We start from the raw sequence: 25073 nt of genomic DNA on the forward strand, positions 1-25073 counted from the left end.
CTGCTGGGGTGCCCGGGCCGCTCAGCCGGACCAGAAGCCGGTGATGAAGCGCAGGTAGATCATCCCGCAGACGAGCGCGTTCGCGTACAGGACCACGTGCACCGCGCCGCGCAGCTTCGGGCGCCGCTCGCCGAACAGGACCAGCGCCACGTACATCACCAGGCACGGCAGCAGGTAGCGGTGCACCGACACCACGTTGTTGTTCATCGTCAGCATCACGATCGACGCGAACCCGAACAGCGCCAGCGGGACACCCTTCGCGCGCAGCGCCACCAGGACGTACACCGAGGACGCGAACAGCAGCGCCAGGCCGATCATCGGCAGCACGTGGCTCATCAACGTCCACGCGTCCATCGGGGTGTCCCCGAGCAGCGCGTGGCCGGTGATCTTGGCTTCGCGCCAGAGCGTTCCGAGGATGTTCGGGTTGAACTGGTGGTACGACCACTCCCGCACGCCCTTGAGCGCGTTGAAGCTGGCGAAGAAGTCCCCGGTCTGGATCTTCATGGCGACCAGCACGCCGCCGAGGCCGAGGAACGCCGCCGGGAACCACAGCACGTTCGCCGACAGCAGGCCGCGCGGCTTCCAGTCCTTCGACCGCCAGAACTCCAGGAAGCACAGGCCGACGAACACCGCCGCCGTGATGCGGGAGGCCGTCAGCGGGATGAGCGTCAGGCCCATCCAGAGCCATTGGCGGCGCAGCGCGAACAGGTAGGCCCAGAAGCCCAGCGCGCAGAACACCGCCTCGCTGTAGAACGAGTGCAGGAAGAACGCGGCGGGCGCGGTGAGGAACGCCGCGACGACCAGCCACGGGGCCCGCTCGCCGTCGAAGAAGTGACGGCCGATCTTCAGCAGCGCCACCGCGGCCAGCCAGGTGGCCACCAGGTTGACCACGAAGCCGGCGGCGAGCAGGCCGAGCGTGCCGAAGCTGACCGTCTGCACCAGCCAGACCAGGAGCGGGAACACCGGGTAGAACGCCCGCGTCGGGGCGTAGCTGCCGGTGTAGGCGTGCACGGCGATTTCGCCGTAGTTGCCGGCGTCCCAGCGGTAGGTGTGCGCCAGGAGACTCATCGTCGAGCCGATGCCCGTCTTCGGGATGCCCTCGTCGACCGGGCTGGACGGCGCGAACAGGTACGCCACCGCGAGCAGCACCACGTTCCAGGCCAGCACCACGGCGAAGACGCGGGCGTAGTCGCCGTTCAGCCAGGCCCAGCGACCGGCGGGGGCCGGTTCCGCACGTTCCGGCTCGACCTCGTCGGCGAGCCGGGACGGGACGGCCGTCCTAGTCATGCGTGACCTCGGCGACCGGCGGCTCGGCCGCCGCGGGCCGCTGCCGGAAGACGACCTTGTGGTAGAGCACGTAGTTCCAGACCAGGCCGACCGCGATCCCGGCGAACTTCGGGACCAGCAGGTTCACCCCGGGGAACGCCGCGGTGACGGCGAAGATGATCGCCGCCTGCACCACCCACAGCCCGAACGCGGTGACGCCGAAGAACAGCAGCGCCTGGCGGCGGACGTCGCCGTCCTTCGCGCGGAAGGTGAAGTTCCGGTTCAGGGTGAAGCTGAGCAGCATGCCCGCCGTCGTCGAGATGAAGTTCGCCACGAACAGCGGGACGCCCAGCGTCACCAGCAGCGCGTAGCCGAGGGCGTCGACGAGGGTGTTCCCCACGCCGACCAGCCCGAAGCGCAGCTGGGTCGCCGAAATCAGCTTCACCGGGCGCTTCTTCCCGCTTCGGCGCCCTCGCGGGCCTCGACCGGCACCCCGGGGCCGGTGCGCACCGACGCGACGCCGTAGAGCGGCCGGTTCTGCACCTGGGAGTACGTGCGGCCGATGTAGCTGCCGAGCACGCCGAGCATGATGATCTGGATCCCGCCGAGGAAGAACATCGCGATCCCGAGGAAGGCCCAGCCGGGCACCGCGGTCTGCGGGGCGAACAGCTTTACGCCGCCGACGTAGAGGACCCCGACGAAGCTCAGGAACGAGATCAGGTACCCCATGCGCGTGATCATCCGCAGCGGCGTCACCGAGAAGCCGAGGATGCCGTCGGCGGCGAAGCGCAGCATTTTGCGCAGCGGGTAGCCCGTGACGCCGGCGTGCCGCTTGTCGCGGTCGAACAGCACGGCCGTCTGCTTGAAGCCGATGTAGCTGACCAGCCCGCGCAGGAAGCGGTCGCGCTCGCGGTACTTGCGCAGCTCGTCGACCACCTTGCGGTCGATCAGCCGGAAGTCGCCGGTGTTCTTCGGGATGTCGACCGCGGCCATCTTCCGCAGGAACCAGTAGAACCCGCCGGCGGTCAGCTTCTTGAACGCCGAGTCCTGCCGCGAGCGCCGCTGCGCGTAGACGACGTCGAAGCCCTCTTCCCACTTCTCGATCAGCTCGAGCGCCACCCGCGGCGGGTCCTGCATGTCGCTGTCCATGATGACGACGGCGTCCGCGTCGACCAGGTCCAGCCCGGCGGTGACGGCCATCTGGTGGCCGAAGTTGCGGGACAGCTCGACCACGGTGACCCGATCGTCGCGGGCGCTGAGCTCGGTGAGCTTGGCCAGCGAGCCGTCCCGGCTGCCGTCGTCGACGTAGAGGAAGCTGAAGTCGTACTTCCCGGCGAGGGGGGCGGTCACCTCGTCCACGGTCCGGTGCAGCAGGTCGATGTTCTCTTCCTCGTTGTAGATCGGGAAGATGAACGCCACCCGGCGGGTGATCGGCTCTGTGGGCACTGCGGGGCTCCCCGGAGTTTCGGTGTCGAAGGTGCGGGCGGCGCCGTCGAGCAGGCGATTCCCCCGTCCTGGTGCCCTGCATCCTAGAAGATCCGCACCGGGCGCGATCCCCGGACCCGGGTCAGCCCACCCCGGCCGGCCGGGGAGCGAAGTGGCCGCCGCCGGGCTCGCGGCCGGTGCGGAACAGCTCGGCCGGCAGGTCGAGGGTGGCATCGGCCGCCGGCTCCGGCTGCCGAAGTCCGCGCCGACCTCGGCGAACTCCGGCTGGTTCCCGCCCGTCGAGCGTGGCAACCTGCTGGGCCGGCGCGAACGGCTCCCGCGGCGGCACGATCGGCACCGAGCCGGCGGGGTACTTGTCGGCCAAACCGTGCGGGTGCCTCGATACGCTGGTCGGGTAGGACCGGCGCGTGTCCTCACGGGGGAGTTCCGCCTGGTGTGCCAGGCTCGACGAGGTGAAGGACGACGAGTGAATCGGCAGCCGCTGCGCTTGGCCATCATCGAGGCCACCCGGATCCTCGAGCGCGCGGGCGTCGCCTCGCCGCGGTTCGACGCCGAGGTGATCGCCGCGCACGTGCTCGGGGTCGAACGCGGCCGGCTGCCGATGGTGCCGCTGGTCGACCCGCCGGTCATCGAGGCCATCGGCCAGCTCGTCCAGCAGCGCGCCAAGCGCATCCCCCTGCAGTACCTGACCGGCTGGGCCGCGCTCGGCGACATCACGGTCGCGGTCGGCGCCGGGGTGTTCGTCCCGCGGCCGGAGACCGAGCTGCTCCTCGAGTGGGGCGTCAAGTTCCTGCAGGGCCGCGAGTTCCCGGTGGTGGTGGACCTGTGCACGGGCTCCGGCGCGCTGGCGCTGGCGGTGGCCCACGCGCGCCCGGACGCGGTCGTCTACGCGGTCGACATCGACCCGCAGGCGCTGGCCTGGGCCCGCCACAACGCGGACGTGCACGCCGACGCGGGCAACACCCCGATCCGGCTGTATTCGGGCGACATCGGCGACCCGACGATGTTCGCCGAGCTCGACGGCCTGGTCGACCTGGTGCTGTGCAACCCGCCGTACGTCCCGGAGGGCACCCCGGTGCCCCCGGAGGTCGCGGAGCACGACCCGCCGCGCGCGGTGTTCGCGGAGGAGAGCGGCCTGGCGGTGATCCGCCACGCGATCGCGGCGGGCGCGAGGCTGCTGCGCCCGGGCGGCGGCCTGGCGATCGAGCACGACGACACGCACGGTTCGGCGGTCCCGGCCCTGGTCCGGGCCCGCCGGGTGCTGACCGGGGTCGAGGGCCACGCGGACCTGACGGGCCGCGCCCGGTTCGTCACCGCCCGCCGGCTGGGCTGACCCGCGGGGGCGCCCCCCGGGTCCAGCGTATCGGCGACGTCCGACGGAAATTCGGGAAAAGGGCTTTCTTCGGCTTCGCTGTCCACATCACGGCGGCCCTGTGCACAACCTCGGCACAGCGGGCTCGCACGCCGCCGCGCAGGCTGCTCGCCGCGCCCGCGCCCCCGCCCGCGCCCGCGACCCGGCGAACCCGCAGGTCGCGAATGACTCATTCGGGACCTCCGAGGTCCCGAATGAGTCATTCGCGACGTTCACCCGGCCGGTGAAACCCGCGCGGCGCTCAGAAACCGAACGCCGTGCAGCTCGCCGTCGCCGTCTTCGACGGGTCGCTCACCGATGTCGCCGTCAGCTTCACCCTCGCCGCCAAGTCGCCGCCCTGGCCGCGCTTCGCGTTCGACGGCACCTTCACGTGCCCGCCGAACTTCGCCGTGGTGAGCTCGTTCGGGAGGCGGACCTCCCAGCCCCGGGCGTCCGTCGACACGCTCAGGCGGTACGTGTCCGTGTCGTACGGTGCCTTCGCACCCCGGGCCGAGCCCGTGTTCAGCAGGCCGAACTCGCAGGTGGCCAGGCCTCCCCGGGCGATGGCCGGCAGGGCCGGGGTCAGCGCCGCCCCGCGGGCCTGGCCGCCCGAGCCGTCCAGCGAAGCCACCGTCACCGTGTACGACAGGATCCCGTGGCGGTCGCGGGCCACGTCGGTGATCAGGAACCGCAGGCGGTTCGCCTCGTCGGTGTACTCGTACGGGCTCGCCGCTTCGGTGCCCGCCTTGAACAGGGCGTCGTTGAGCTGCCGGTAGTCACCGATGGTGATCTTCACCGGCGTCCCGTCCGGCTTCGTGTAGTCGGTGATGCCGATGTCCCGCGGGTTGGCGTCGATCACCCAGTCGAACGGGGCGTTGTCCTGGTTCTTCGTCTTCGTGATCAGCACGCCCGAGTCGGGCGCGAAGGAGTCCGCGCCCATCCGGTCGACGACCTCGACGGTGTAGTTGTCGTAGCCGCCGCCGTCGCAGAAGGGGTCCTTCGACCGGTCGCACCTGGGCGCCTTGTCGCCGCCGGTGAGCGTGATGTTCAGGCCGGTGAACGCGCCGGGCTGCGCCTCGGCCTCGCGCGCCGTCAACCGCGCCGACACCGGCCCCGAAGCAGCCAGCTCGGCGCGGTCCAGCCGCAGCACGTCGGCGGGGTCGACGATGCCGAGCTTCAGCTTGTTGCGCAGCTGGTGCTGGGCCCCCATCGAGCTGCCCTGCGTCGCCGGGATCTGCCACCGCGTGTGCGGGCCGCCGGGGCCGTTGAACGTGCCGCGCGACAGCATGTCCCACGGGCCGCTGTAGCTGCGCGAAGGCGGGACGCCGAACGGGTTGTTGTAGTTGTCGCCGATGCCCAGGATGTGGCTGAACTCGTGGGCGTAGGTCGACTGACCGGAGCTTTCGGCCTGCACCGAGCTGCCGTCCTGGGCGTTCGGCCAGATGCTGGCGGCCGACGCCCACGACGTCCACGGCACGTACCGGGTGGCCGCGTAGTTCGGCAGGTCGTGGTTGGGCGGGCCGAAGCTGTCGGGCACGTTCTCCTTCGTCCCGAACTTCATCTCGCCGAACTCCTGCCAGGTCGAGCTCTCGTCCTGGCCTGCGGAGAGGTAGAAGACGAAGTCGAACTGCTTCGCGGCGTCGCCGACGTCGGCGCGCCAGGCGTCCCCGGCGTCCTTGCGCAGGTCGCGGGCGCAGTTCGCGCCGGGCGGGCACGCGCTCGGCTGGAACTCCATGCCGTACTCGAAGGACTTCCCGGGCATCCGGTACGGCCCGAAGGCGGTCAGCTGCACGCCGAACCGGCCGCCGGAGTCCTCCATCCAGTACTCGTTGATCGTGTGGCCGTTGTTGAGGGCCTCGGGCTTGTTGAGGAAGTCCTGGTAGTACTTCGCGACGTTCGCCCGCGGGATGTTCGCCGCCGTCGGCGCGGGGTTGCCGAACACGGTCGAGTTGGCGGGACGGGTGACCACGAAGTCCTGGTCCGGGTAGTCGGCGAGCACGACGGCGCCCTTGAAGGTGCGCTGGGTCGGCTTGAGGTTCGGATCGGCCCAGTTCGTGCCGGGCACCTTGCGGTAGTCGGACCAGGTCATGTGGTCCTGGTTCTCCCAGTGCGCGGCATCGATCGGGGCGGGCCAGCCCCGGGTGAGCGGTTCGGCCGCGGCGGTGCCGGTGCCGAGCCCGGTGAGGACGGCGACCGCGGCGAGCAGGGCGAGTGCTTTCGGGGTGCTGGGGCGCATGTGCGGCTCCTTCACTGGGAACCCACGGGTGGTGGTTCCCGAAGATCGACCGTATTGAGCCGCACTGTCGTGGTTCCGCCTCGCGGCGAGGTTTACCCGCTTGCCCCACGACGAAAGTCTGGCCGGTTTGTCACGCCGCCGGGACCGCCCGCGACGCCGTGAATGACTCATTCATGTCCTCCGACGACAGGAATGAGTCATTCACCGCATCCGCGGTGCCGGCGGACCGGACCGGGCCGGCGTGACGCGGCGAACGCCCCCGCGACCGGCCGGACTACCCTTGGCCCCCATGAGCGTGGTCTACGACTGCAGCAAGCGGGAGACCCGGGCCGACGGGCTGGCCGCGGCGGCCGGGGCGGTGCGGTCGAGCAGGCTGGTCGTCCTGCCGACCGACACGGTCTACGGCATCGGTGCCGACGCCTTCGACGCCGGCGCGGTGCAGGCGCTGCTGCGTGCCAAGAACCGCGGCCCGGACATGCCGGTCGGCGTGCTCGTCGGGTCCTGGTCCACTGTGGACGGGCTGGTGCTCGGGGTGCCGCCGCAGGCGCGGGCGCTCATCGAAGCCTTCTGGCCCGGCGACCTGTCCATCGTGCTGCCGCACGCCCCGAGCCTGCAGTGGAACCTCGGCGACGCCCGCGGCACCGTGATGCTGCGGATGCCGCTGCACCCCGTCGCGCTCGAGCTGCTGCGTGACGTCGGCCCGATGGCCGTCTCGAGTGCGAACGTCTCCGGGCGGCCGCCCGCCAGCACCGCGCAGGAAGCCCAGGAGCAGCTCGGCGATTCGGTCGCGGTGTACCTCGATGGCGGGTCGAGCGGTGAGGCCGTCGCCTCGAGCATCGTGGACCTCACCGGCACCGAGCCGGTCGTGCTGCGCGAGGGCGCGGTCGGCAAGGAAGCCATCGCGGAGGTGCTCGGTGTACCCGCGGAATCGTTGGCCTGAAGCCGGATCTCCGGGATTTCCGCGGCACGATAGCGTGTCGCGGGTGACCCCGACCTCGCGAGCGTGACGTCCCCGTGCCGCCCACATCCGGTCTCCTCCCCATCCGGGAATACATCCTCGTCGCGCTGACCGCGACGGCCGTGACCTACCTGCTCACCGGCGTCGTCCGCCGGATCGCGATCCGCGTCGGTGCGATCGCCAACCCCCGTGCCCGTGACGTGCACGTCGCCCCGATCCCGCGGATGGGCGGGATCGGCATCTTCCTCGGCGTCGCCGGCGCGATGGGCCTGGCCCACCAGCTGCCCGCGCTGTCGCACGGCTTCGACGCCTCCTTCGACTCGGTCGGCGTGCTGCTGGCCGCGGGCGTCATCTCCCTGATCGGCGCGCTCGACGACCGGTTCGAGCTGGACGCCTGGACGAAGCTGGCCGGCCAGGTCATGTGCGCCGGGATCCTGGTCATCTTCGGCGTGCAGTGGGTGTCGTTCTGGGTGCCGTGGGGCGGCACCGGCGCCTCGTTCGGCTCGGTGCTGGTGCTCGACAAGAACCAGGGCGCGCTGCTCACCGTGGTGATGGTCGTGGTGATGGTCAACGCGATGAACTTCGTCGACGGCCTCGACGGGCTGGCCGGCGGCCTCGGGTTCATCGCGGCCGCCGCCACCTGCGCGTTCTCCCTCGGCCTGCTCGACAGCTCCGGCGGCGACGTCGGCACCTACCCGCCCGCGCTGATCGCGGCCACGCTCGCCGGCGCGTGTCTGGGCTTCCTGCCGTACAACTTCCAGCCCGCGAAGATCTTCATGGGCGACTCCGGCTCGATGATGATCGGCCTGATGCTCGCGGGCGCGACGACGTCGGCGTCCGGGCGCGTGCCGTACCCGCAGTTCAGCGGCAAGGACGCCATCGCGCTGCTCTCGCCGCTCGTGGTCGTGGCCGCGGTGCTGTTCGTGCCGATGCTGGACCTGATCATGGCGGTCGTCCGGCGCACCCGCCGCGGCGAAAGCCCGTTCGCCGCCGACAAGATGCACCTGCACCACCGCCTGCTGGAAATCGGTCACTCCCAGCGCCGCGCGGTCCTGCTGATCTACTTGTGGGCCGGCATCCTCGCCTTCGGCGCGGTGTCGGTGACGCTGTTCGACGACGCCGCGGCGCTGTGGATCATCGGCGTCGGGCTGGTGTTCGCGGTGGTGGTCTCGGTCGTCCCGCGGCTGCGCTCGCGCAACCAGCCGGGGACCTGACCCGCGGGAGTCTCTACACTCGGGGGCAACCGAGCAGGGAGCCAGGTGTGAGCGAAGCCGAAACGCACGAGCAGGAGAACCCGCACGCCAAGGTGGTGCTGCAGGCGGCCCGCGCGATGACGAAGGCCTCGCTGCTGGTGACCCCGCCCGCGGTGGGAGTGTGCATCGCGTTGTTCAGCATCCTCAACGGCCTGCCCGGCTTCCTGGGCTCGCTCGTCGGCGGCGTGCTCGCCATGCTGGCGTCGTTGTCCACGCTGGGCATGATGAAGTTCAGCGCGGGCCAGGACCCGATGTTCGTCATGGTCATCGCGCTCGGCGGGTACGTGGTGAAGGTCGTCCTGCTCTTCGGGGCGCTGACGCTGCTGAAGGGCGTCACCGCGCTGCACCCGATGTCGCTCGGCATCACGATGATCGTGGCCATTCTCCTCGCCGCCGCGGCCGAATTCGCCGCCTTCCGCAAGACGAAGATCCCGACGATCATCCCGTCCTGACGCCGTTACTCTTCGTGCCCTCACCTGCGGCCGCCCGAGTGTGACCGGCGCCACAAAGGTGCGCTTTCGTGCGGACTGCGGACGGTGACCGGGACCCCTCGCCTGCGGTGATCCGGACCGGGTCCCGGCCCGCACCGGACCTGGGTCCCGGGACCACCCGGGACCTAAGTCCTGGGCTGATCGGTTGGTTAGGAGTACGCCTGTCCGGCACTGATTGACCTGCTGGTATGGTCCGCGTCAAGGGTGGTGGCCTCGACCGCGCACTCCCTCAGACGAACCGCGATCAGCAGAGTGGCGACCGTGTAGTTCCGCCGTCCGGCCGCTGGTCCGAAGTAGACCGCAGGGCAGTGTTCACGCGAGACAACCCCGTGTGCAGAACGTGAAGACGTGTTCATCGCACAGTGGGGCAGCCGCCTCCGACGTCCCGATACGTATCGGGTACGTTAAGTCCAGATCGTGACGATTCCCCCGGCGGAGTGAACGCCGGCCGGGAGAACCGGAAGGAGCCCAGTGGGCGCGCTGGTACTGACCGAGGGTGAGACATTCAAGCCCCCCGGTGTGGCGGACTTCAACCTGCCGCCTCTCTTCGGCTCCGGGTACTGGGGCAGCTTCACCAAGCCGATGCTGCTCGTGGTGATCTCCGTGGTCATCATCATCGCCTACTTCGTACTGGCGTCCCGGAAGCTGAAGGTCGTCCCCGGCAAGTCGCAGTTCATCGCCGAATCCATCTACGACTTCGGCCGCAACAACATCGCCAGGGAACAGATCGGCTCGAAGGACTTCAAGCCGTTCATCCCGCTGATCCTCGCGCTGTTCACCTTCGTACTGGTGAACAACTTGTTCGGGATCATCCCGTTCTTCCAGTTCCCGACGATGGCGCGGATCGGTTTCCCGCTCGCGCTCTCGGTGCTGGTCGTCTACCCGGTGTACCACTACGTCGGCTTCAAGCGCCACGGCTTCAAGGGTTACCTGAAGAAGGAGCTCGCGCCGGCCGGAGTGCCGGGCTTCGTGCTGCCGCTGTTTTCGACGATCGAGTTCGCGCAGAAGTTCTTCATCGCGCCGGCCACGCTCGCCATCCGAGTGTTCGCCGCGATGTTCGCCGGTCACCTCATCATCATGGTGTTCACCCTCGGCGGCACTTTCCTGCTGACCGAGACCGACGGGTTCGGGCTGAAGCTCGTCTCGCCGGTGGCGTTCGCCTTCGCGATCCTGATGACTTTCCTCGAGGCCTTCATCCAGGTGCTGCAGGCCTTCATCTTCGCCCTGCTGTCGGCCGGGTACATCGGCGCCGCGCTGGCGTCGGAGCACTGAGAACACAAGCCCCCGATCCGCGCGAGCGCGTGGACCGAAGTGAAGGGAAATGCACGTGAGCAACATCGTTCTGGCCCAGGCCGCGGAGCAGGCCGTCAACATCAACCCCGGTCTCGCCGCCATCGGTTACGGCCTGGGCGCGATCGGCCCGGGCATCGGTGTGGGTCTGATCTTCGCCGCCGTCATCAACGGCACCGCGCGTCAGCCTGAGGCGCAGGGCAAGCTCCAGGGCATCGGCTTCTCGACCTTCGTGCTGACCGAGGTGCTGGCCCTGATCGGTATCGTCATCTACTTCATCGCCTCCGCTGCCTGAGTTCGTCAGCTCATCGCTTAAGGAGACGTCGTGCTGAAGACTGAATTGGTGTTGGCCGCCGAAGAGGCGCCAAACCCGATCATCCCGCACATTCCCGAGGTCATTCTCGGGATCGTCGCCTTCGTGATCCTGCTGCTCGTTCTGAAGAAGTACGTCGTCCCTCGCTTCGAGGCCGCGTACGAAGAGCGTGCGCAGAAGATCGAGGGAGGCATCGAGAAGGCCGAGCGGGCCCAGGCCGAGGCCGAAGAGGCGCTGGCCAAGTACAAGGCCCAGCTGCAGGAGGCCCGGACCGAAGCCGCGAAGATCCGCGACGACGCCCGGCTCGAAGCCGAGCAGATCAAGGCGGAGCTGCGGGCCGACGCGGAAGCCGAGTCCCAGCGCATCGTCGCCCAGGGGCAGGCCCAGCTGCAGGCCCAGAAGGCGCAGATCATCGCGGAGCTGCGGGCCGACATGGGCCGCAACGCCGTCGAGCTGGCCAGCCGGATCGTCGGCGAGTCGCTCGAGGACGAGGCGCGCCGCCGCGGCACCGTCGACCGGTTCCTGGCGGAGCTGGAGACCTCGGGTGCCTCCAACGGAGCGGGGAAGTAACCAGAGATGACGCTGCATGCTGCGAGCCGTGAAGCGCTCGGCCTCGCCGAGGAACGCCTCGGCGAGGTTCTGGCCGATGCGGGAGCCGACGCGGCCACGGTCGGCGACGAGCTGCTCTCGGTCGTCGACCTGCTGGACCGGGAGATCGGCCTGCGCCGGGCGGTGAGCGACGCCTCGGCGGCGCCGGAGGCGCGCACCGCGCTGGTGCGCCGGCTGTTCGACGGCAAGCTGTCCGAACCGGCTCTCAAGGTCCTCGACGCCGTGGCGGGCAGCCGCTGGTCCAGCCCCCGTGAGCTGACCGACGGGCTCGAGTCGCTCGGTCGCTCGGCCCTGCTCACCTCGGCGGAGAAGACCGGGAACGTCGACACCGTCGAGTCCCAGCTCTTCCAGGTCGCGCGGGTCGTGGCCAACCACCCCGAGCTCGAGAAGGCGCTGTCGGACCTGACCGGTTCCGCCGAGGCGAAGCGCACGCTGGTGCGCGGGCTGTTCGCCGACAAGGTGGACGTGGTCACCGAGACCCTCGTCGAGCAGGTCGTGCGCCGGGCCAAGGGCCGCGGCGTCGGCGTCGGGCTCGACAAGCTGGTCAAGCTGGCCGCGGAGCGGCGCCAGCGCTCGGTCGCCTACGTGACCAGCGCAAATGCCCTGTCCGACGAGCAGACCGCCCAGCTGGGCGCGAAGCTCAACGACATCTACGGGCGGCAGATCGCGCTGCACGTCGAGGTCGACCCCCGGCTCGGCGGCGGGCTCGTCGTCCGCGTCGGCGACGAGGTCATCGACGGGAGCGCGGCGGGACAGCTCGCGGCGTTGCGCAGGCGGCTGGCCCGGGCATAGCCCCAGGTCACACAAGACTTTGCATACTGGCAAGAACGAAGCGAGAGCGGGAAAGACATGGCCGAGCTGACGATCTCCTCGGATGAGATCCGTAGCGCGATCGAGAACTACGTCTCGAGTTACGCCCCGGACGTGAGCCGGGAAGAAGTTGGCGTCGTGATCGACGCGGGTGACGGCATCGCCCACGTCGAAGGCCTTCCCTCGGCCATGGCCAACGAGCTGCTCGAGTTCCCCGGCGGCGTCCTGGGCGTCGCCCTGAACCTGGACGCGCGCTCCATCGGTGCCGCGATCCTCGGTGACTTCGAAAGCATCGAAGAGGGCCAGCAGGTCAAGCGCACCGGGCAGGTCCTGTCGGTACCGGTCGGCGACGGCTACCTCGGCCGCGTCGTCAACCCGCTGGGCCAGGCGATCGACGGCCTCGGCGAGATCGAGACCACCGACCGCCGCGCGCTGGAGCTGAAGGCCGCCTCGGTGGTCGAGCGCCAGCCGGTGTCGGAGCCGCTGCAGACCGGCATCACCGCCATCGACGCGATGACGCCGATCGGGCGCGGCCAGCGCCAGCTGATCATCGGTGACCGCAAGACGGGCAAGACCGCCGTCGCCGTGGACACGATCATCAACCAGAAGGCCAACTGGGAGACCGGCGACCCGAAGAAGCAGGTTCGCTGCATCTACGTCGCCGTCGGCCAGAAGGGCTCGACGATCGCCGCGGTCAAGAAGTCCCTCGAGGACTCCGGCGCGATGGAGTACACCACCATCGTCGCGGCCCCGGCTTCGGACTCCGCCGGCTTCAAGTGGATCGCGCCGTACACCGGCTCGGCCATCGGCCAGCACTGGATGTACGAGGGCAAGCACGTCCTCATCGTGTTCGACGACCTGACCAAGCAGGCGGACGCCTACCGCGCGATCTCGCTGCTGCTGCGCCGCCCGCCGGGCCGCGAAGCGTTCCCCGGCGACGTCTTCTACTTGCACTCCCGCCTGCTGGAGCGCTGCGCGAAGCTGTCGGACGAGCTGGGCGCCGGCTCGCTGACCGGTCTCCCGATCATCGAGACCAAGGCGAACGACGTGTCGGCCTACATCCCGACCAACGTCATCTCGATCACCGACGGCCAGTGCTTCTTCCAGTCCGACCTGTTCAACGCCGGCCAGCGCCCGGCCATCGACGTGGGCATCTCGGTGTCCCGCGTGGGTGGTGCCGCGCAGGTCAAGGCGATGAAGTCGGTCTCCGGCTCGCTCCGGATCGACCTGTCGCAGTACCGCGAGCTGGAGGCCTTCGCGGCCTTCGCCTCGGACCTCGACGACGCGTCGAAGGCGCAGCTCGAGCGCGGTGCCCGCCTGTACGAGGTGCTCAAGCAGCCGCAGTACTCGCCGATCCCGGTCGAGGAGCAGGTCTGCACGGTGTGGCTGGGCACGAACGGCCACTACGACTCGGTCCCGACCGAGGACGTCCGCCGCTTCAACCACGAGTTCCTCGACTCGGCCCGCCGCAAGCACGCCGAGATCCTCGACACGATCCGCGAGAGCGGCAAGTTCGAGGACGAGACCGCCGACAAGCTGGTCGCCGCGGTGAACGAGTTCAAGAAGGAGTTCACCACCTCCGAGGGCAAGTCCCTGGTCGAGGCGGACGCCGACGCGATGGACGCCGACAAGGTCGGGCACGAGACCGTCAAGGTCAACAAGCCCGCCCCGAAGAAGTGAGCTGATAGCTCATGGCCGCACAACTCCGGGAACTCCGGTCGCGCATCAAGGCGACCAAGTCGATCGGCAAGATCACCAAGGCGATGGAGCTCATCGCCACCGCGCGCATCACCAAGGCGCGGGCGAAGGTCGCTGCCTCCCGGCCGTACGCGGACGAGATCACCAAGGTGCTCTCGGCGCTGGCCGGTGCGGCGGCCAACCTCGACCACCCGATGCTGGTCGAGCGTCCGAACCCGAAGCGGGCCGCTGTCCTGGTCGTGACCAGTGACAAGGGCCAGTGCGGTGGCTACAACTCCAACGTGCTGCGCGCGACCGAAGAGCTGCTCGCCCTTCTGCGTTCGGAGGGCAAGGAGCCCCAGGTCTACGTCACGGGCAACAAGGGCCTGAACTACTACCGGTTCCGCAACCGCCCGGTCGAGGACAGCTGGACGGGCTTCTCCGACCAGCCGACCTACGCCGGCGCGGTGGCGGCCGGTGAGACCCTGGTCGAGTCGTTCATGGCCGGTGTCGACGACGAGCACGGCAACACCGACGGCGTCACGGGTGTCGACGAGATCCACATCGTCTACACCGAGTTCGTGTCGATGCTGACCCAGCGGCCGGTCGCCAAGCGCGTCGCGCCGCTGGAGGTCGAGTACACCGACGGCGAGGAGGAGCAGCAGCCGAAGCCGGGCGACCTGCTCCCCAGCTACGAGTTCGAGCCGAGTGCCGACACGCTGCTGGACGCTCTGCTGCCGAAGTACATCAACACGCGGCTCTACGCGGCCTTCCTCGAGTCGGCGGCGTCCGAGCTGGCCGCCCGCCGGACGGCGATGAAGGCCGCCTCGGACAACGCGAACGACCTGGTGGGCAACCTGACGCGGGAGATGAACCAGGCCCGCCAGGCGCAGATCACCCAGGAGATCTCCGAAATCGTCGGTGGCGCGAACGCGCTCACCGCAGCAGGAAGTGATGATTGATGACCAGTACTGAAGCCCCGCGCGCCAAGGGGCGCATCGTGTCGGTGACCGGTCCGGTCGTCGACGTCGAGTTCCCGCGCGGTTCCGTCCCCGAGCAGTTCAACGCCCTCAAGGTCGAGATCGAGTTCGAGCAGCTCCGCAAGACGGTGACGCTCGAGGTCGCCTCCCACCTGGGTGACAACCTCGTCCGCACCATCTCCCTGCAGCCGCAGGACGGCCTGGTGCGCGGCGCCGAGGTCACCGACACCGGCGGCCCGATCACGGTCCCGGTCGGCGACAAGGTCAAGGGCCACGTCTACAACGCCCTCGGCGAGTGCCTCGACGAGCCCGGCTACGGCGATGACCTCGAGCGCTGGGGCATCCACCGCAACGCGCCGTCCTTCGACCAGCTCGAAGGCAAGACCGAGATGCTGGAGACCGGCCTCAAGGTCGTCGACCTGCTCACCCCGTACGTCCAGGGTGGCAAGATCGGCCTGTTCGGCGGTGCCGGCGTCGGCAAGACGGTGCTCATCAAGGAGATGATCACCCGCGTCGCCCGGAACTTCGGTGGTACCTCGGTGTTCGCCGGTGTCGGCGAGCGCACCCGTGAGGGCAACGACCTCTTCCTGGAGATGTCCGAGGACGGCGTCATCAACGACACCGCCCTCATCTTCGGCCAGATGGACGAGCCGCCGGGCACCCGCATGCGGGTCGCGCTGTCCGCGCTGACCATGGCGGAGTACTTCCGCGACGTCCAGAACCAGGACGTGCTGCTGTTCATCGACAACATCTTCCGGTTCACCCAGGCCGGCTCGGAGGTGTCGACCCTGCTGGGCCGCATGCCGTCGGCCGTGGGTTACCAGCCGACGCTGGCCGACGAGATGGGGCAGCTGCAGGAGCGGATCACCTCGACCCGGGGTCGCTCGATCACCTCGATGCAGGCGATCTACGTCCCCGCGGACGACTACACCGACCCCGCCCCGGCCGCGACGTTCGCCCACCTGGACGCCACCACCGAGCTCTCCCGGTCGGTGTTCCAGAAGGGCATCTTCCCGGCGGTGGACCCGCTGGCGTCGACGTCGACGATCCTCGACCCGGCCATCGTCGGTGAGGACCACTACCGCGTCGCCTCCGAGGTCATCCGGATCCTGCAGAAGTACAAGGAACTGCAGGACATCATCGCGATCCTCGGTATGGACGAGCTGTCGGAAGAGGACAAGCTGACCGTTCAGCGCGCGCGCCGCATCGAGCGGTTCCTGTCGCAGAACATGCTGGTCGCCGAGGCGTTCACGCAGATCCCGGGCTCGACGGTGCCGCTGTCGGAGACCATCGAGTCGTTCGACCGCATCACCAAGGGTGACTTCGACCACTACCCGGAGCAGGCGTTCCTGGGTATCGGTGGCCTCGAGGACCTCGAGAAGAAGTACAAGGAAATCACCAAGAAGTGATGCGCTAGAAGACGCAGTCGAGGGCGGCGGGGGCAGTGTCCTATTTGGACTCCGGCCCCCGCCGTTCTCATACCAGGAGACAGACCTATTACACTCGGTGGTAACACCCCGAGCGAAGGAGTGCTACGTGGCTGAGATGTCCGTGGAGCTGGTGGCCGTCGAGCGCCGTCTCTGGTCGGGTACTGCCACTTTCGTGGTGGCCCAGACCACCGAGGGCGAGATCGGCATCATGGCCGGTCACGAACCCGTGCTCGGGCAGCTGGTCGAGGGTGGCGTGGTCAAGGTGACGACCACCGACGGGGAGACGGTCTGCGCGGCCGTCCACGGCGGGTTCCTCTCCGTGACCGGCACCGGGGTGAGCATCCTCGCCGAGAGCGCCGAGCTTTCGGACGAGATCGACGTAGAAGCGGCGAAGGCGGCCCTGACCGGGGACGACGAAATCGAGCGGGCGAGGGCCTCGGCCCAGCTCCGCGCAGCGGGCCAGACGGCCTGAGCGCGAGACGGGCAGGAGCCGGGCCGTGAAGATCACCGTGGTCGTAGCAGGGCTCCTGATCGTGCTCGCGGTGCTGGCCGCCTGGTACGGCCAGCGGTGGATCCGGATGCGCCGCGGTGGCGGCGTGAGCGTCGCGCTGCGGTGGCGTCCGGACAACCCCCGGTCCAGCTGGCACCTGGGGCTCGGCCGCTACGAGGGCGACGAGTTCGTCTGGTACCGGGTGTGGAGCCTGCGCACCGGCGCGGACCGCGTCTTCCAGCGCGAAAGCATGCAGATCGCCGACCGCCGGGACCCGTCCGGCACCGAGGCCTACGCCGTTCCCGAGGGCTCGACGGTCCTGCGCTGCGAGTCGGAGACCCAGGAGGCGATCGAAATCGCCATGGGCCCGGGCGCACTCACCGGGTTCCTCTCGTGGCTCGAATCCGCCCCACCCGGGCGGCGCCTTCCGCGCGCCTCTTGAACCCTAGCCATAACTGTCTCAAACTGAGACAGTTGCGGCTAGGGTCTTGGCCTACGGTTGAGCGCATGATTTTCATCGTGGTCAAGTTCCCCGTCAAGGCGGAGCACGCGGAAAATTGGCCGGACCTCGTCGCGGACTACACCGCGAAGACCCGGGCCGAGGCCGGCAACCGGTTCTTCGAATGGTCCCGCAGCCTCGAGGACAAGAACACGTACGTGCTGGTCGAGGGTTTCGACGGCCAGGACGCGGCCGTCGCGCACGTCGGCTCCGACCACTTCAAGTGGGCGGTCGAGAACCTGGGTGCGTACATCAGCGACAACCCGCGGATCATCAACGTCCAGGACGCCTCCGACTGGGGCCCGATGGCCGAGATTTCCCCCCACTAAACTCACGGTGTGACTCTCGTCGAGATCCCCGGCTCCAAGTCCGTCACCGCCCGTGGCCTGTTCCTCGCCGCCGCCGCGCACGGCACCACCGTGCTCGGCCGTCCGTTGCACTCGGACGACACCGAGGGCTTCGCCGAGGGCCTGGTCAACCTCGGCTACGGCGTCGACCGGCAGCCGGGCGAGTGGACCATCGAGGGCCGGCCGTCGGGTCCGGGGGTCGCCGAAGCCGACGTCTTCTGCCGGGACGGCGCCACGACGGCCCGGTTCCTGCCCGCGCTGGCCGCGGCCGGCACCGGCACCTTCCGCTTCGACGCCTCCGACCAGATGCGCCGCCGCCCGCTCGGGCCGCTCACCGACGCCCTGCAGGAGCTGGGCGTCGACCTCGAGTTCCGCGGCGAGCCGGGGCACCACCCGCTGACGGTCCGCGCGAACGGCATCAAGGGCGGCGAGCTGACCCTGGACGCGGGGTTGTCCTCGCAGTTCCTGACGGCGTTGCTGCTGGTCGGGCCGCTGACCGCGGAGGGCCTGCGGATCACGGTGACCGACCTCGTGTCGGTGCCGTACGTCGAGATCACGCTGGAGATGATGCGCCGCTTCGGCGTCGACGTCCGCCGCGAGGGGCAGACGTTCGTGGTCCCGGCGCAGCCGTACCAGGGGTGCGAGTACCCGGTGGAGCCGGACGCGTCGACGGCGAGCTACTTCCTGGCCGCGGCGGCGGTCACCGGCCGCACAGTGACCATCCCGGGCCTCGGCTCGGACGCCCTGCAGGGCGACGTGAAGTTCGCCGACGTGCTGCGGGAGATGGGCGCGCACGTCGACCTGACGCCGGACTCGGTGACGGTCGCGGGCCCGTCGGACGGCCTGCGCGGCATCACGGTGAACATGCGGGACATCTCCGACACGGTCCCGACCTTGGCGGCGATCGCGCCGTTCGCCTCCGGCCCGGTGCGCATCGAGGACGTCTACAACACGCGCATCAAGGAGTGCGACCGGCTCGACGCGTGCGAGGAGAACCTGCGCGCGATGGGGATCGCCGTCGAGACGGGCCGCGACTGGATCGAGATCCAGCCGGGGGAGCCCACGGGCACCCTGGTGGCGTGCCGTCGCGACCACCGGATCGCAATGGCGTTCAGCATCACGGGCCTGCTGGTCGACGGAGTGACCCTGGATGATCCGGAGTGCGTGAAGAAGACCTTCCCCGGCTTCCACCAAGCGCTCGGGACCCTGCGGCAGAGCTGGGGGATCTAGGGCTGCCCGCCCGGCTGCCACAGCACGTCACCCTCGGGATTGGCCAGCCGGGCGAGGATGAACAGCAGGTCCGACAGCCGGTTCAGGTACTTCAGGGCGATCGGGTTCGTCGTCTCCGGCTCCGTCTCGTAGAGGGCCCAGGCCGAGCGCTCCGCGCGTCGCGACACCGTGCGCGCCTGGTGCAGGAACGCCGCCCCCGGCGTGCCGCCCGGCAGGATGAACGACGTCAGCTTCGGCAGGCGCTCGTTGAACTCGTCGCACCAGGTCTCGAGCCGGGAGACGTACTCCTCGGTGATCCGCAGCGGCGGGTACGGCGGGTCGTCGGAGATCGGCAGGCAGAGGTCGGCCCCGACGTCGAAGAGATCGTTCTGCACCGAGCGCAGCACGTCCGTCACCTCGGCCGGCAGGCCGCCGACCGCGATGGCCAGGCCGAGCACCGAGTTCGTCTCGTCCGTGTCCGCGTACGCGCCCAGGCGCGGGGACGTCTTCGGCACGCGGGACCCGTCGCCGAGCGCGGTCGTGCCGTTGTCGCCGACCTTCGTGTAGACGCGGTTGATGCGAACGACCATGAACCCACCATAGCGGCCCCCGCCCGGGCCGAATCCGGGCGAGAGGGCATGATTGGCGGCCATGAGCGAGCACTTCGACGTGCATGGCGGAGCCCGGCTGGTCGGCGAGGTCGACGTGGTCGGCGCCAAGAACAGCGTGCTGAAGCTGATGGCCGCGGCACTGCTGGCCGAGGGCACCACGACCATCACGAACTGCCCGCAGATCCTCGACGTCCCGCTGATGGGCGACGTGCTGCGGAGCGTCGGCTGCGAGGTCGTGATCGAGGGCGACACCGCCACCATCACGACGCCGGCCGAGCTGTCGCACCGCGCGGATTCGGCGGCGATGGGCAAGCTGCGCGCGTCCGTCTGCGTGCTGGGGCCGCTGGTCGGCCGGCTGAAGCAGGCCGTCGTGGCGCTGCCGGGCGGCGACGCGATCGGCTCGCGCCCGCTGGACATGCACCAGAACGGCCTGCGCAAGCTGGGCGCGACGAGCACGATCGAGCACGGCTGCGTCGTCGCGAAGGCCGAGACGCTGGTCGGCGCGCAGATCTGGCTGGACTTCCCGAGCGTCGGTGCGACCGAGAACATCCTGATGGCGGCCGTGCTGGCCGAGGGCACCACGGTCATCGACAACTGCGCGCGCGAGCCGGAGATCGTCGACATCTGCACGATGCTCATCGAGATGGGCGCGAAGATCGAAGGCGCCGGCACGTCGACGCTGACCGTGCACGGCGTGGAGCAGCTGCACCCGACCACGCACAGCGTGATCGGCGACCGGATCGTGGGCGCCACCTGGGCGTTCGCCGCCTCGATGTCCCGCGGCGACATCACCGTGCGCGGGGTCAACCCGCACCACCTCGACCTGGTGCTGAACAAGCTCCAGCTGGCCGGCGCGGACGTCGAAACGTTCGGGGACAAGGGTTTCCGCGTGGTCCAGCCGGAGCGCCCGAAGGCGGTCGACTGGGTGACGCTGCCGTACCCCGGCTTCGCGACCGACCTGCAGCCGTTCGCGGTGGCGCTGTCGGCGGTGTCGGAAGGCACGTCGATGATCACGGAAAACGTCTACGAGGCGCGGTTCCGCTTCATCGAAGAGATGGTCAGGTTGTCGGGCGACGCCCGCACGGACGGCCACCACGCGGTGGTCCGCGGCGTCGAACGGCTTTCGAGCGCGCCGGTCTGGGCGTCGGACATCCGCGCGGGCGCCGGGCTGGTGCTCGCCGGCCTGTGCGCCGACGGCGTCACCGAGGTCTGGGACGTCTTCCACATCGACCGCGGCTACCCGCACTTCGTCGAGAACCTGAACCGCCTGGGCGCGAACATCAAGCGCGTCGCCGGCGAGCCCGAACGGAAGTGAGTCACCCGCCCTGCGCGCCCAGTGCGCGCAGGGCGTACTCCACGAGCCGGTCCAGGTAGTCCGGCTCGGCGGGCGCCTGCCGGACCACCAGGCGCCAGTAGATCGGCGCGGCCAAGACGTCCAGCGCCATCCCCATGTCGAGGTCTCCGGGCAGTTCGCCGCGCGCGATGGCGCGGCGCAGCATCGCCTCGCCGACCTCGCGCCGCGGCCCGCCGATGCTCGTGCGCGTGCTCTCCGCGGTGTCGGGGTTTCGCACGCCCTCGGCGACCAGATCCGGCAGGATGCGTGAAAACAGCGGGTGCGTCAGCCAGTCGATCAGGGCCTGCATCATTTCGCGCAGGTCGCCGCGCAGTGAACCGGTGTCGGCGCCGGCCGCGCGGGCCACGCTGAACTCCGCCACGACCGCGGTGATCATCTCCTGCTTCGACCGCCAGCGGCGGTACAGCGCGCTCTTGCCGACGCCCGCCCGCTTGGCCACCGCTTCCATCGACAGGCGCCCGTAGCCCTGCTCGGCGAGTTCGTTCAGGACGGCGTCGGTGATCGCCTGCGTGACCTCGGGCTGGAGGACCGCGGCGCCGGTCGGGGTGCGTGCCATGGATCGCAGTCTAACGGGTGGACGAGACGGTACCGTTCCGTCTATGGTTGCGACGGGACGGTACCGTATCGTCCGAACGTTGAAGGAGGCTGCGATGCACGACTTCGTCGAGCACGCGCTCGAGTTGCTGCTGAAGCACGACATGGCCGGGTTCGCCGGGCTCTGGGCCGAGGACGGCGTCCTCGAGTTCCCGTTCGCCGGGCCGGGCTACCCGAAGCGCGTCGAAGGGCGAGACGCGATCCGCGAATACCTGCGCGACTACCCGAACCTGCTCGACATCCGGGAAGTCACCGCGAAGACCGTGCACGAAACCAGCGACCCGGCCGTGGTCGTGGTCGAGTTCACCGTCGCCGGGGTCGTGGTGGCGACGCGGAAGCCGTACGAGCTGTCCTACATCGCCGTGATCACCGTCGAAGACGGCGAGATCCGCAGCTACCGCGACTACTGGAGCCCGCTGGCCGCAGCCGAGGTCCTCGGCGGCGTCGAAGAGCTGACGGCGGCCTTCGCCGGGGGCGACCGTGGCTGACGTCCTGGTCCTCGGCGGCACCGGCACGACCGGCCGCCGGGTCGTCGCGGGCCTGCGCGCCGCGGGAGTCCCGGCCCGGGCGGCCACGAGGAAGCCGGCGGAGCCCGGTCAGGTCCGGTTCGACTGGGCCGACCGCTCGACCCACGCCGCCGCGCTGCGCGGCGCCTCCGCGGTGTACCTGCTGGCTCCGATCGGCGAGGCTTCGCCCGCGGCGTTGGTGGAGCCGTTCCTGGCGGACGCCCTCGATGCGGGCGTGCGGCGAGTCGTCCTGCTCAGCTCGTCGGCCGTCACCGAGGACACGCCCGGGCTCGGCGCACTGCAGCGACTGGTGCGCGCGGCGCCGGAGTGGGCCGTGCTCAGGCCGTCCTGGTTCATGCAGAACTTCACCGGCGAGCACCTGGTCGCCCAGGGCGTGCGGGACGGCGAGATCGTCACGGCCACCGGCGACGCCCGGGTCGCGTTCGTCGACGCCGGCGACATCGCGGCGGTCGCCGTCCGCGCGCTGACCGATCCGGTACCGCACAACACCGGACACGTCCTGACCGGACCGGCTGCCTTGAGCTACGCCGAAGCGGCCGCGATCGTGGCCGCGCACCTCGGCCGCCCGGTGCGGCACCGCGCCGTCGGCACGGCCGAGTTCGCCGAGTACGTGACGGCGTCGGGGATTCCCGCCGAGCTCGCCCGCGTGCTGGCCGCCCTCGACGAGGACGTCCGCCGCGGCGCCGAAGACCGCGTCACCACGGTCGTCGAGCAGGTCACCGGACGGCCGGCCCGGTCGTTCGAAACTTTTGTGCAGGAGGAGATCCGGTGAAGCAGCTGATGTTCGAAGACGACGTCCAGTTCTGGTTCGAAACCCTGCGCCTGTTCGGGCACGCGGCCTACGGCGGCTCGGACTTCGGCGAGGTCCTCGCGGCGGCCTCGACGGTGACGCCGGGCGACTACGACAGCTGGCACGACGCCTACCGCGCGCTGGCCGACCGGCTGTACGCCGAAGCGGCCGAGGCGGGGCCGGTCACCGCGCGGGACCTGCTGCTGCGCGCGTCGACGTACTACTTCTCCTCGGAATTCTTCCTGCACGGCAACCCGGCGGACCCGCGGATCGCGGCGGCGTACGACCGCAGCGTCGAGTGCTTCCGGCGCGCGGGGGTGGCCGAGCCGGTCGAAATCCCTTACGACGGCACGATTTTGCACGGCTACTTCTACCGCGCGCCGGGTGACGGCCCGAAGCCGTTGCTGATCATGCACAACGGTTTCGACGGCAGCGCCGAGGAACTGCACCACCTGGGCGCGGCGGCCGGCGCTTCGCACGGCTATCACGTTCTGACGTTCGACGGCCCCGGCCAGCCGAGCGCGGTCCGGCGCGAGAAGCTCCTGTTCCGCCCGGACTGGGAGCACGTGGTGACGCCGGTGGTGGACTTCGCGCTGGCGCTCGACGGAGTCGACCCGGCGCGCATCGCACTGCTCGGCGTGAGCTTGGGCGGCATGCTGGCTCCGCGCGCGGCGGCGTTCGAGCCCCGCCTGGCCGCGGTGGTCGCGGTGGACGGCGTGTACGACGCGGGTGCCGCGGTGACGTCGATGCTGCCGTGGCCGCGCGAGGAGATCGTGCGCCGGGCCCGGGCGCCGCACGACGAGGAGTTCGACGCGCTGCTCGCCGCGGGGCGTCGAACGAGCCCGACGCTGCGCTGGGCGTGCGACCACGGCCGTTACGTGCTGGGCGCGGCGACCGACCGCGAGTTCGTCGCGAAGTACCTGGAGTACACGCTCGAAGACGGCGTGGCGGAGAAGATCACCTGCCCGGTCCTGGTCTGCGAAGCGGCCGACGACCTCTTCTTCGGCGGTTCGCGGGAGACCGAGCCCCGACGGCTGTACGCGCACTTGGAGGCACCGAAGACGCTGCTGACGTTCACGGCGGAGGAGGGCGCGGACGCGCACTGCCACGTCGGCGCCCAGCGGCTGGCGACGGGCCGGATCTACGACTGGCTGGACCGGACGCTTTAACCTTCGAGGGCGAGCGCCGCGCCGAAGCCCACCAGCGCGGTGCCCGTCGCGCCGTCCATCGCCCGGCGCACCTTCCACTGCCCCAGCCAGCCACGGACCCGGTGCACGAAGAACAGCAGCAGCACCTGCCACACGACGCCCAGGGCCGCGACCGTGTACGCCAGCAGCAGCGCGTCGCCCTGGTCCGTCACGCCCGGCGTCAGGAACTGCGGCAGCACCGACAGGTACAGCACGATCACCTTGGGGTTGGTGATGTTGGACAGGAACCCTTCGCGGAACCGCCGTCCGCGGGAGGCGCGGGCCCGCCGGACGTCGTCGAGGGCCTCGTAGTTCCCGCGCCAGGCGCCGCGGAGGGCCTGGACACCGAGGAAGACGAGGTAAGCGGCGCCGAGCCACTTCACCGTTTCGAACACCGGGCGGTAGCGGGTGATCACCGCGCCCAGGCCGAGCGCCGCCGCCGTGCCCTGCAGGAAGTTCGCGACGGTGATCCCCGCGCACGCCCAGCCGCCGCCGCGGGCGCCGCCGGTCAGGGCGTTCTTCAGCACGACCATCGTGTCCGGGCCCGGCATCATCGCCAGGAACGCCATCATCCCGGCGAATCCCGCGTAGGTGCTCCAGGTCATCAGGCCTCCAGGGCGAGGGCGGCGCCGAAGCCGAGCAGCGCGGTACCGGTGACGCCGTCCAGCGCCCGGCGCACCCGGCGGCGCTCCAGCCACGCCCGCACGCGGTGCACGAACACCAGCAGCACCAGCAGCCACAGCACACCGAGCACGGCGACGGTATAGGCCAGCGCGAGCGCGTCCCACGTCGTGGTGCGCCCCGGATCGAGGAACTGCGGCAGCACGGACAGGTACAGCACCAGCACCTTCGGGTTGGTGATGTTGGAGAGGAAGCCTTCGCGGAACCGCCGGAACCCGCCACCCCGCCGTCGCTGGGCCTCTTCGACGGCGTGGTAGCTGCCGCGGAACGCGCCGCGCAGCGCCTGGACGCCGAGGAAGACGAGGTAGGCCGCGCCGGCCCACTTGAGCGCGAGGAACACCGGCTGCGAGCGGGCGATGAGGACACCGAGCCCCAGCGCCGCGGCGCTGCCCTGCACGGCGTTGCCGGCGAAGATGCCCAGCGACGCGAGCAGCCCGCCCCGGAACCCGCCGGACAGCGCGTTCTTGAGCATGACCATCGTGTCCGGCCCCGGCGCGAGCACGATCAAGACCACGATGACCAGGTAACTCCCGTACGAACTCCACGTCACGGCTGCCCACGCTAACCGACGGGACCGGCCCGGTCTCGCGGATTTCGGTCACACAGTCGGTCCCACAGCCGGTCGCACAGTCGGTCACAGTCCACATCTCGCGCACGGTGTGGACAAGTCGGCC

Annotated in this window: 28 protein-coding genes; 19 read left to right on the top strand and 9 right to left on the bottom strand. The window is 69.9% G+C overall.

Annotated elements, in window-relative coordinates; all coding sequences use genetic code 11:
- Window positions 1-21: 21 nt before the first annotated feature.
- The 4 genes from AB0F52_RS22060 to AB0F52_RS22075 all read right to left on the bottom strand — a co-directional run bounded on the left by AB0F52_RS22060 (window position 22) and on the right by AB0F52_RS22075 (window position 3076).
- Window positions 22-1287 carry a mannosyltransferase family protein gene (locus tag AB0F52_RS22060; protein WP_360173864.1) on the bottom strand — a complete coding sequence of 422 codons (1266 nt, stop codon included), beginning with the start codon at window positions 1285-1287 and terminating at the stop codon, window positions 22-24.
- A complete protein-coding gene (locus AB0F52_RS22065; protein ID WP_360173867.1) occupies window positions 1280-1711 on the bottom strand; it encodes a GtrA family protein in 432 nt (143 codons plus the stop codon). Before AB0F52_RS22065 ends, AB0F52_RS22060 begins: the two co-directional genes overlap by 8 nt.
- Window positions 1708-2712 carry a glycosyltransferase family 2 protein gene (locus AB0F52_RS22070; protein WP_103344254.1) on the bottom strand — a complete coding sequence of 335 codons (1005 nt, stop codon included), beginning with the start codon at window positions 2710-2712 and terminating at the stop codon, window positions 1708-1710. The genes AB0F52_RS22065 and AB0F52_RS22070 overlap by 4 nt, the downstream gene beginning before the upstream one ends.
- Window positions 2713-2833: 121 nt before the next feature.
- The gene (locus tag AB0F52_RS22075) at window positions 2834-3076 is read right to left on the bottom strand and encodes a hypothetical protein (protein WP_360173871.1); all 243 of its coding nucleotides are present in this window, start codon (window positions 3074-3076) and stop codon (window positions 2834-2836) included.
- Between the two features lie 102 nt (window positions 3077-3178).
- On the opposite strand from AB0F52_RS22075, the gene prmC reads away from it, so the two are divergent.
- Window positions 3179-4045 carry a peptide chain release factor N(5)-glutamine methyltransferase gene (gene prmC / locus AB0F52_RS22080; RefSeq protein WP_086840672.1) on the top strand — a complete coding sequence of 289 codons (867 nt, stop codon included), beginning with the start codon at window positions 3179-3181 and terminating at the stop codon, window positions 4043-4045.
- A gap of 280 nt (window positions 4046-4325) precedes the next feature.
- On the opposite strand, the gene AB0F52_RS22085 is transcribed toward prmC, so the two are convergent.
- On the bottom strand, window positions 4326-6299 hold the full coding sequence (locus AB0F52_RS22085) for a M6 family metalloprotease domain-containing protein (RefSeq protein ID WP_360173876.1): 1974 nt from the start codon (window positions 6297-6299) through the stop codon (window positions 4326-4328).
- Window positions 6300-6588: 289 nt separating this feature from the next.
- Here AB0F52_RS22085 and AB0F52_RS22090 point away from each other — a divergent pair, with 289 nt between their 5' ends.
- From AB0F52_RS22090 to aroA, 14 genes are all read left to right on the top strand, one after another.
- Window positions 6589-7239, top strand: coding sequence for an L-threonylcarbamoyladenylate synthase (locus tag AB0F52_RS22090; RefSeq protein ID WP_013229531.1), 651 nt, complete (start codon window positions 6589-6591; stop codon window positions 7237-7239).
- Window positions 7240-7313: 74 nt separating this feature from the next.
- Window positions 7314-8471: an MraY family glycosyltransferase gene (locus AB0F52_RS22095; protein WP_013229530.1), complete on the top strand. Its 1158-nt coding sequence runs from the start codon at window positions 7314-7316 to the stop codon at window positions 8469-8471.
- A 47-nt stretch (window positions 8472-8518) separates the two neighbouring features.
- A complete protein-coding gene (locus tag AB0F52_RS22100) occupies window positions 8519-8962 on the top strand; it encodes a hypothetical protein (RefSeq protein WP_360173880.1) in 444 nt (147 codons plus the stop codon).
- 510 nt (window positions 8963-9472) lie between these two features.
- A complete protein-coding gene (atpB, locus tag AB0F52_RS22105; protein ID WP_360173883.1) occupies window positions 9473-10273 on the top strand; it encodes a F0F1 ATP synthase subunit A in 801 nt (266 codons plus the stop codon).
- Window positions 10274-10328: 55 nt separating this feature from the next.
- Window positions 10329-10586: an ATP F0F1 synthase subunit C gene (locus tag AB0F52_RS22110; RefSeq protein WP_026468506.1), complete on the top strand. Its 258-nt coding sequence runs from the start codon at window positions 10329-10331 to the stop codon at window positions 10584-10586.
- 30 nt (window positions 10587-10616) lie between these two features.
- Window positions 10617-11174: a F0F1 ATP synthase subunit B gene (locus AB0F52_RS22115; RefSeq protein ID WP_360173886.1), complete on the top strand. Its 558-nt coding sequence runs from the start codon at window positions 10617-10619 to the stop codon at window positions 11172-11174.
- A 6-nt stretch (window positions 11175-11180) separates the two neighbouring features.
- Window positions 11181-12005, top strand: a complete 825-nt coding sequence (locus AB0F52_RS22120; RefSeq protein WP_360173889.1) for a F0F1 ATP synthase subunit delta — start codon at window positions 11181-11183, stop codon at window positions 12003-12005.
- 57 nt (window positions 12006-12062) lie between these two features.
- Window positions 12063-13703, top strand: a complete 1641-nt coding sequence (gene atpA, locus AB0F52_RS22125) for a F0F1 ATP synthase subunit alpha (RefSeq protein WP_360173892.1) — start codon at window positions 12063-12065, stop codon at window positions 13701-13703.
- Window positions 13704-13714: 11 nt separating this feature from the next.
- Window positions 13715-14662 (top strand): F0F1 ATP synthase subunit gamma, encoded by a 948-nt coding sequence (locus AB0F52_RS22130; protein WP_360173895.1) that lies wholly within the window; start codon window positions 13715-13717, stop codon window positions 14660-14662.
- Complete coding sequence (gene atpD, locus AB0F52_RS22135) at window positions 14662-16089, top strand: F0F1 ATP synthase subunit beta (protein WP_103344263.1); 1428 nt, start codon at window positions 14662-14664, stop codon at window positions 16087-16089. The genes AB0F52_RS22130 and atpD overlap by 1 nt, the downstream gene beginning before the upstream one ends.
- 136 nt (window positions 16090-16225) lie before the next feature.
- Window positions 16226-16582, top strand: coding sequence for a F0F1 ATP synthase subunit epsilon (locus AB0F52_RS22140; RefSeq protein WP_360174027.1), 357 nt, complete (start codon window positions 16226-16228; stop codon window positions 16580-16582).
- A 25-nt stretch (window positions 16583-16607) separates the two neighbouring features.
- A complete protein-coding gene (locus AB0F52_RS22145) occupies window positions 16608-17042 on the top strand; it encodes a DUF2550 domain-containing protein (RefSeq protein ID WP_013229520.1) in 435 nt (144 codons plus the stop codon).
- A 65-nt stretch (window positions 17043-17107) separates the two neighbouring features.
- On the top strand, window positions 17108-17428 hold the full coding sequence (locus AB0F52_RS22150) for a putative quinol monooxygenase (RefSeq protein WP_360173900.1): 321 nt from the start codon (window positions 17108-17110) through the stop codon (window positions 17426-17428).
- 9 nt (window positions 17429-17437) lie between these two features.
- Window positions 17438-18676 (top strand): 3-phosphoshikimate 1-carboxyvinyltransferase, encoded by a 1239-nt coding sequence (aroA, locus tag AB0F52_RS22155; protein WP_360173903.1) that lies wholly within the window; start codon window positions 17438-17440, stop codon window positions 18674-18676.
- On the opposite strand, the gene AB0F52_RS22160 is transcribed toward aroA, so the two are convergent.
- A complete protein-coding gene (locus AB0F52_RS22160) occupies window positions 18673-19245 on the bottom strand; it encodes a cob(I)yrinic acid a,c-diamide adenosyltransferase (protein WP_360173906.1) in 573 nt (190 codons plus the stop codon). The genes aroA and AB0F52_RS22160 overlap by 4 nt on opposite strands.
- Window positions 19246-19306: 61 nt before the next feature.
- On the opposite strand from AB0F52_RS22160, the gene murA reads away from it, so the two are divergent.
- Window positions 19307-20581 carry a UDP-N-acetylglucosamine 1-carboxyvinyltransferase gene (gene murA / locus AB0F52_RS22165; protein ID WP_360173909.1) on the top strand — a complete coding sequence of 425 codons (1275 nt, stop codon included), beginning with the start codon at window positions 19307-19309 and terminating at the stop codon, window positions 20579-20581.
- Window position 20582: 1 nt separating this feature from the next.
- Here the strand turns inward: murA and AB0F52_RS22170 are convergent, their stop codons facing one another.
- Window positions 20583-21176 carry a TetR/AcrR family transcriptional regulator gene (locus AB0F52_RS22170; RefSeq protein ID WP_360173912.1) on the bottom strand — a complete coding sequence of 198 codons (594 nt, stop codon included), beginning with the start codon at window positions 21174-21176 and terminating at the stop codon, window positions 20583-20585.
- Window positions 21177-21219: 43 nt separating this feature from the next.
- Between AB0F52_RS22170 and AB0F52_RS22175 the strand changes: the two genes are divergently transcribed.
- Genes AB0F52_RS22175 through AB0F52_RS22185 form a run of 3 tightly spaced genes read left to right on the top strand, consistent with a single transcriptional unit; the run spans window position 21220 to window position 23700 of the window.
- Complete coding sequence (locus AB0F52_RS22175; RefSeq protein ID WP_360173915.1) at window positions 21220-21702, top strand: nuclear transport factor 2 family protein; 483 nt, start codon at window positions 21220-21222, stop codon at window positions 21700-21702.
- The gene (locus AB0F52_RS22180) at window positions 21695-22513 is read left to right on the top strand and encodes an NAD(P)H-binding protein (RefSeq protein WP_360173918.1); all 819 of its coding nucleotides are present in this window, start codon (window positions 21695-21697) and stop codon (window positions 22511-22513) included. The genes AB0F52_RS22175 and AB0F52_RS22180 overlap by 8 nt, the downstream gene beginning before the upstream one ends.
- On the top strand, window positions 22510-23700 hold the full coding sequence (locus AB0F52_RS22185) for an alpha/beta fold hydrolase (protein WP_360173920.1): 1191 nt from the start codon (window positions 22510-22512) through the stop codon (window positions 23698-23700). The genes AB0F52_RS22180 and AB0F52_RS22185 overlap by 4 nt, the downstream gene beginning before the upstream one ends.
- Here the strand turns inward: AB0F52_RS22185 and AB0F52_RS22190 are convergent.
- Together AB0F52_RS22190 and AB0F52_RS22195 are read right to left on the bottom strand one after the other, a co-directional pair.
- Window positions 23697-24323, bottom strand: a complete 627-nt coding sequence (locus tag AB0F52_RS22190; protein ID WP_360173922.1) for a LysE family translocator — start codon at window positions 24321-24323, stop codon at window positions 23697-23699. The genes AB0F52_RS22185 and AB0F52_RS22190 overlap by 4 nt on opposite strands.
- A complete protein-coding gene (locus AB0F52_RS22195; RefSeq protein ID WP_360173924.1) occupies window positions 24323-24949 on the bottom strand; it encodes a LysE family translocator in 627 nt (208 codons plus the stop codon). The genes AB0F52_RS22190 and AB0F52_RS22195 overlap by 1 nt, the downstream gene beginning before the upstream one ends.
- Window positions 24950-25073 lie beyond the last annotated feature (124 nt).

This window comes from Amycolatopsis sp. NPDC024027 (assembly GCF_040638975.1).
GTDB lineage: Bacteria > Actinomycetota > Actinomycetes > Mycobacteriales > Pseudonocardiaceae > Amycolatopsis.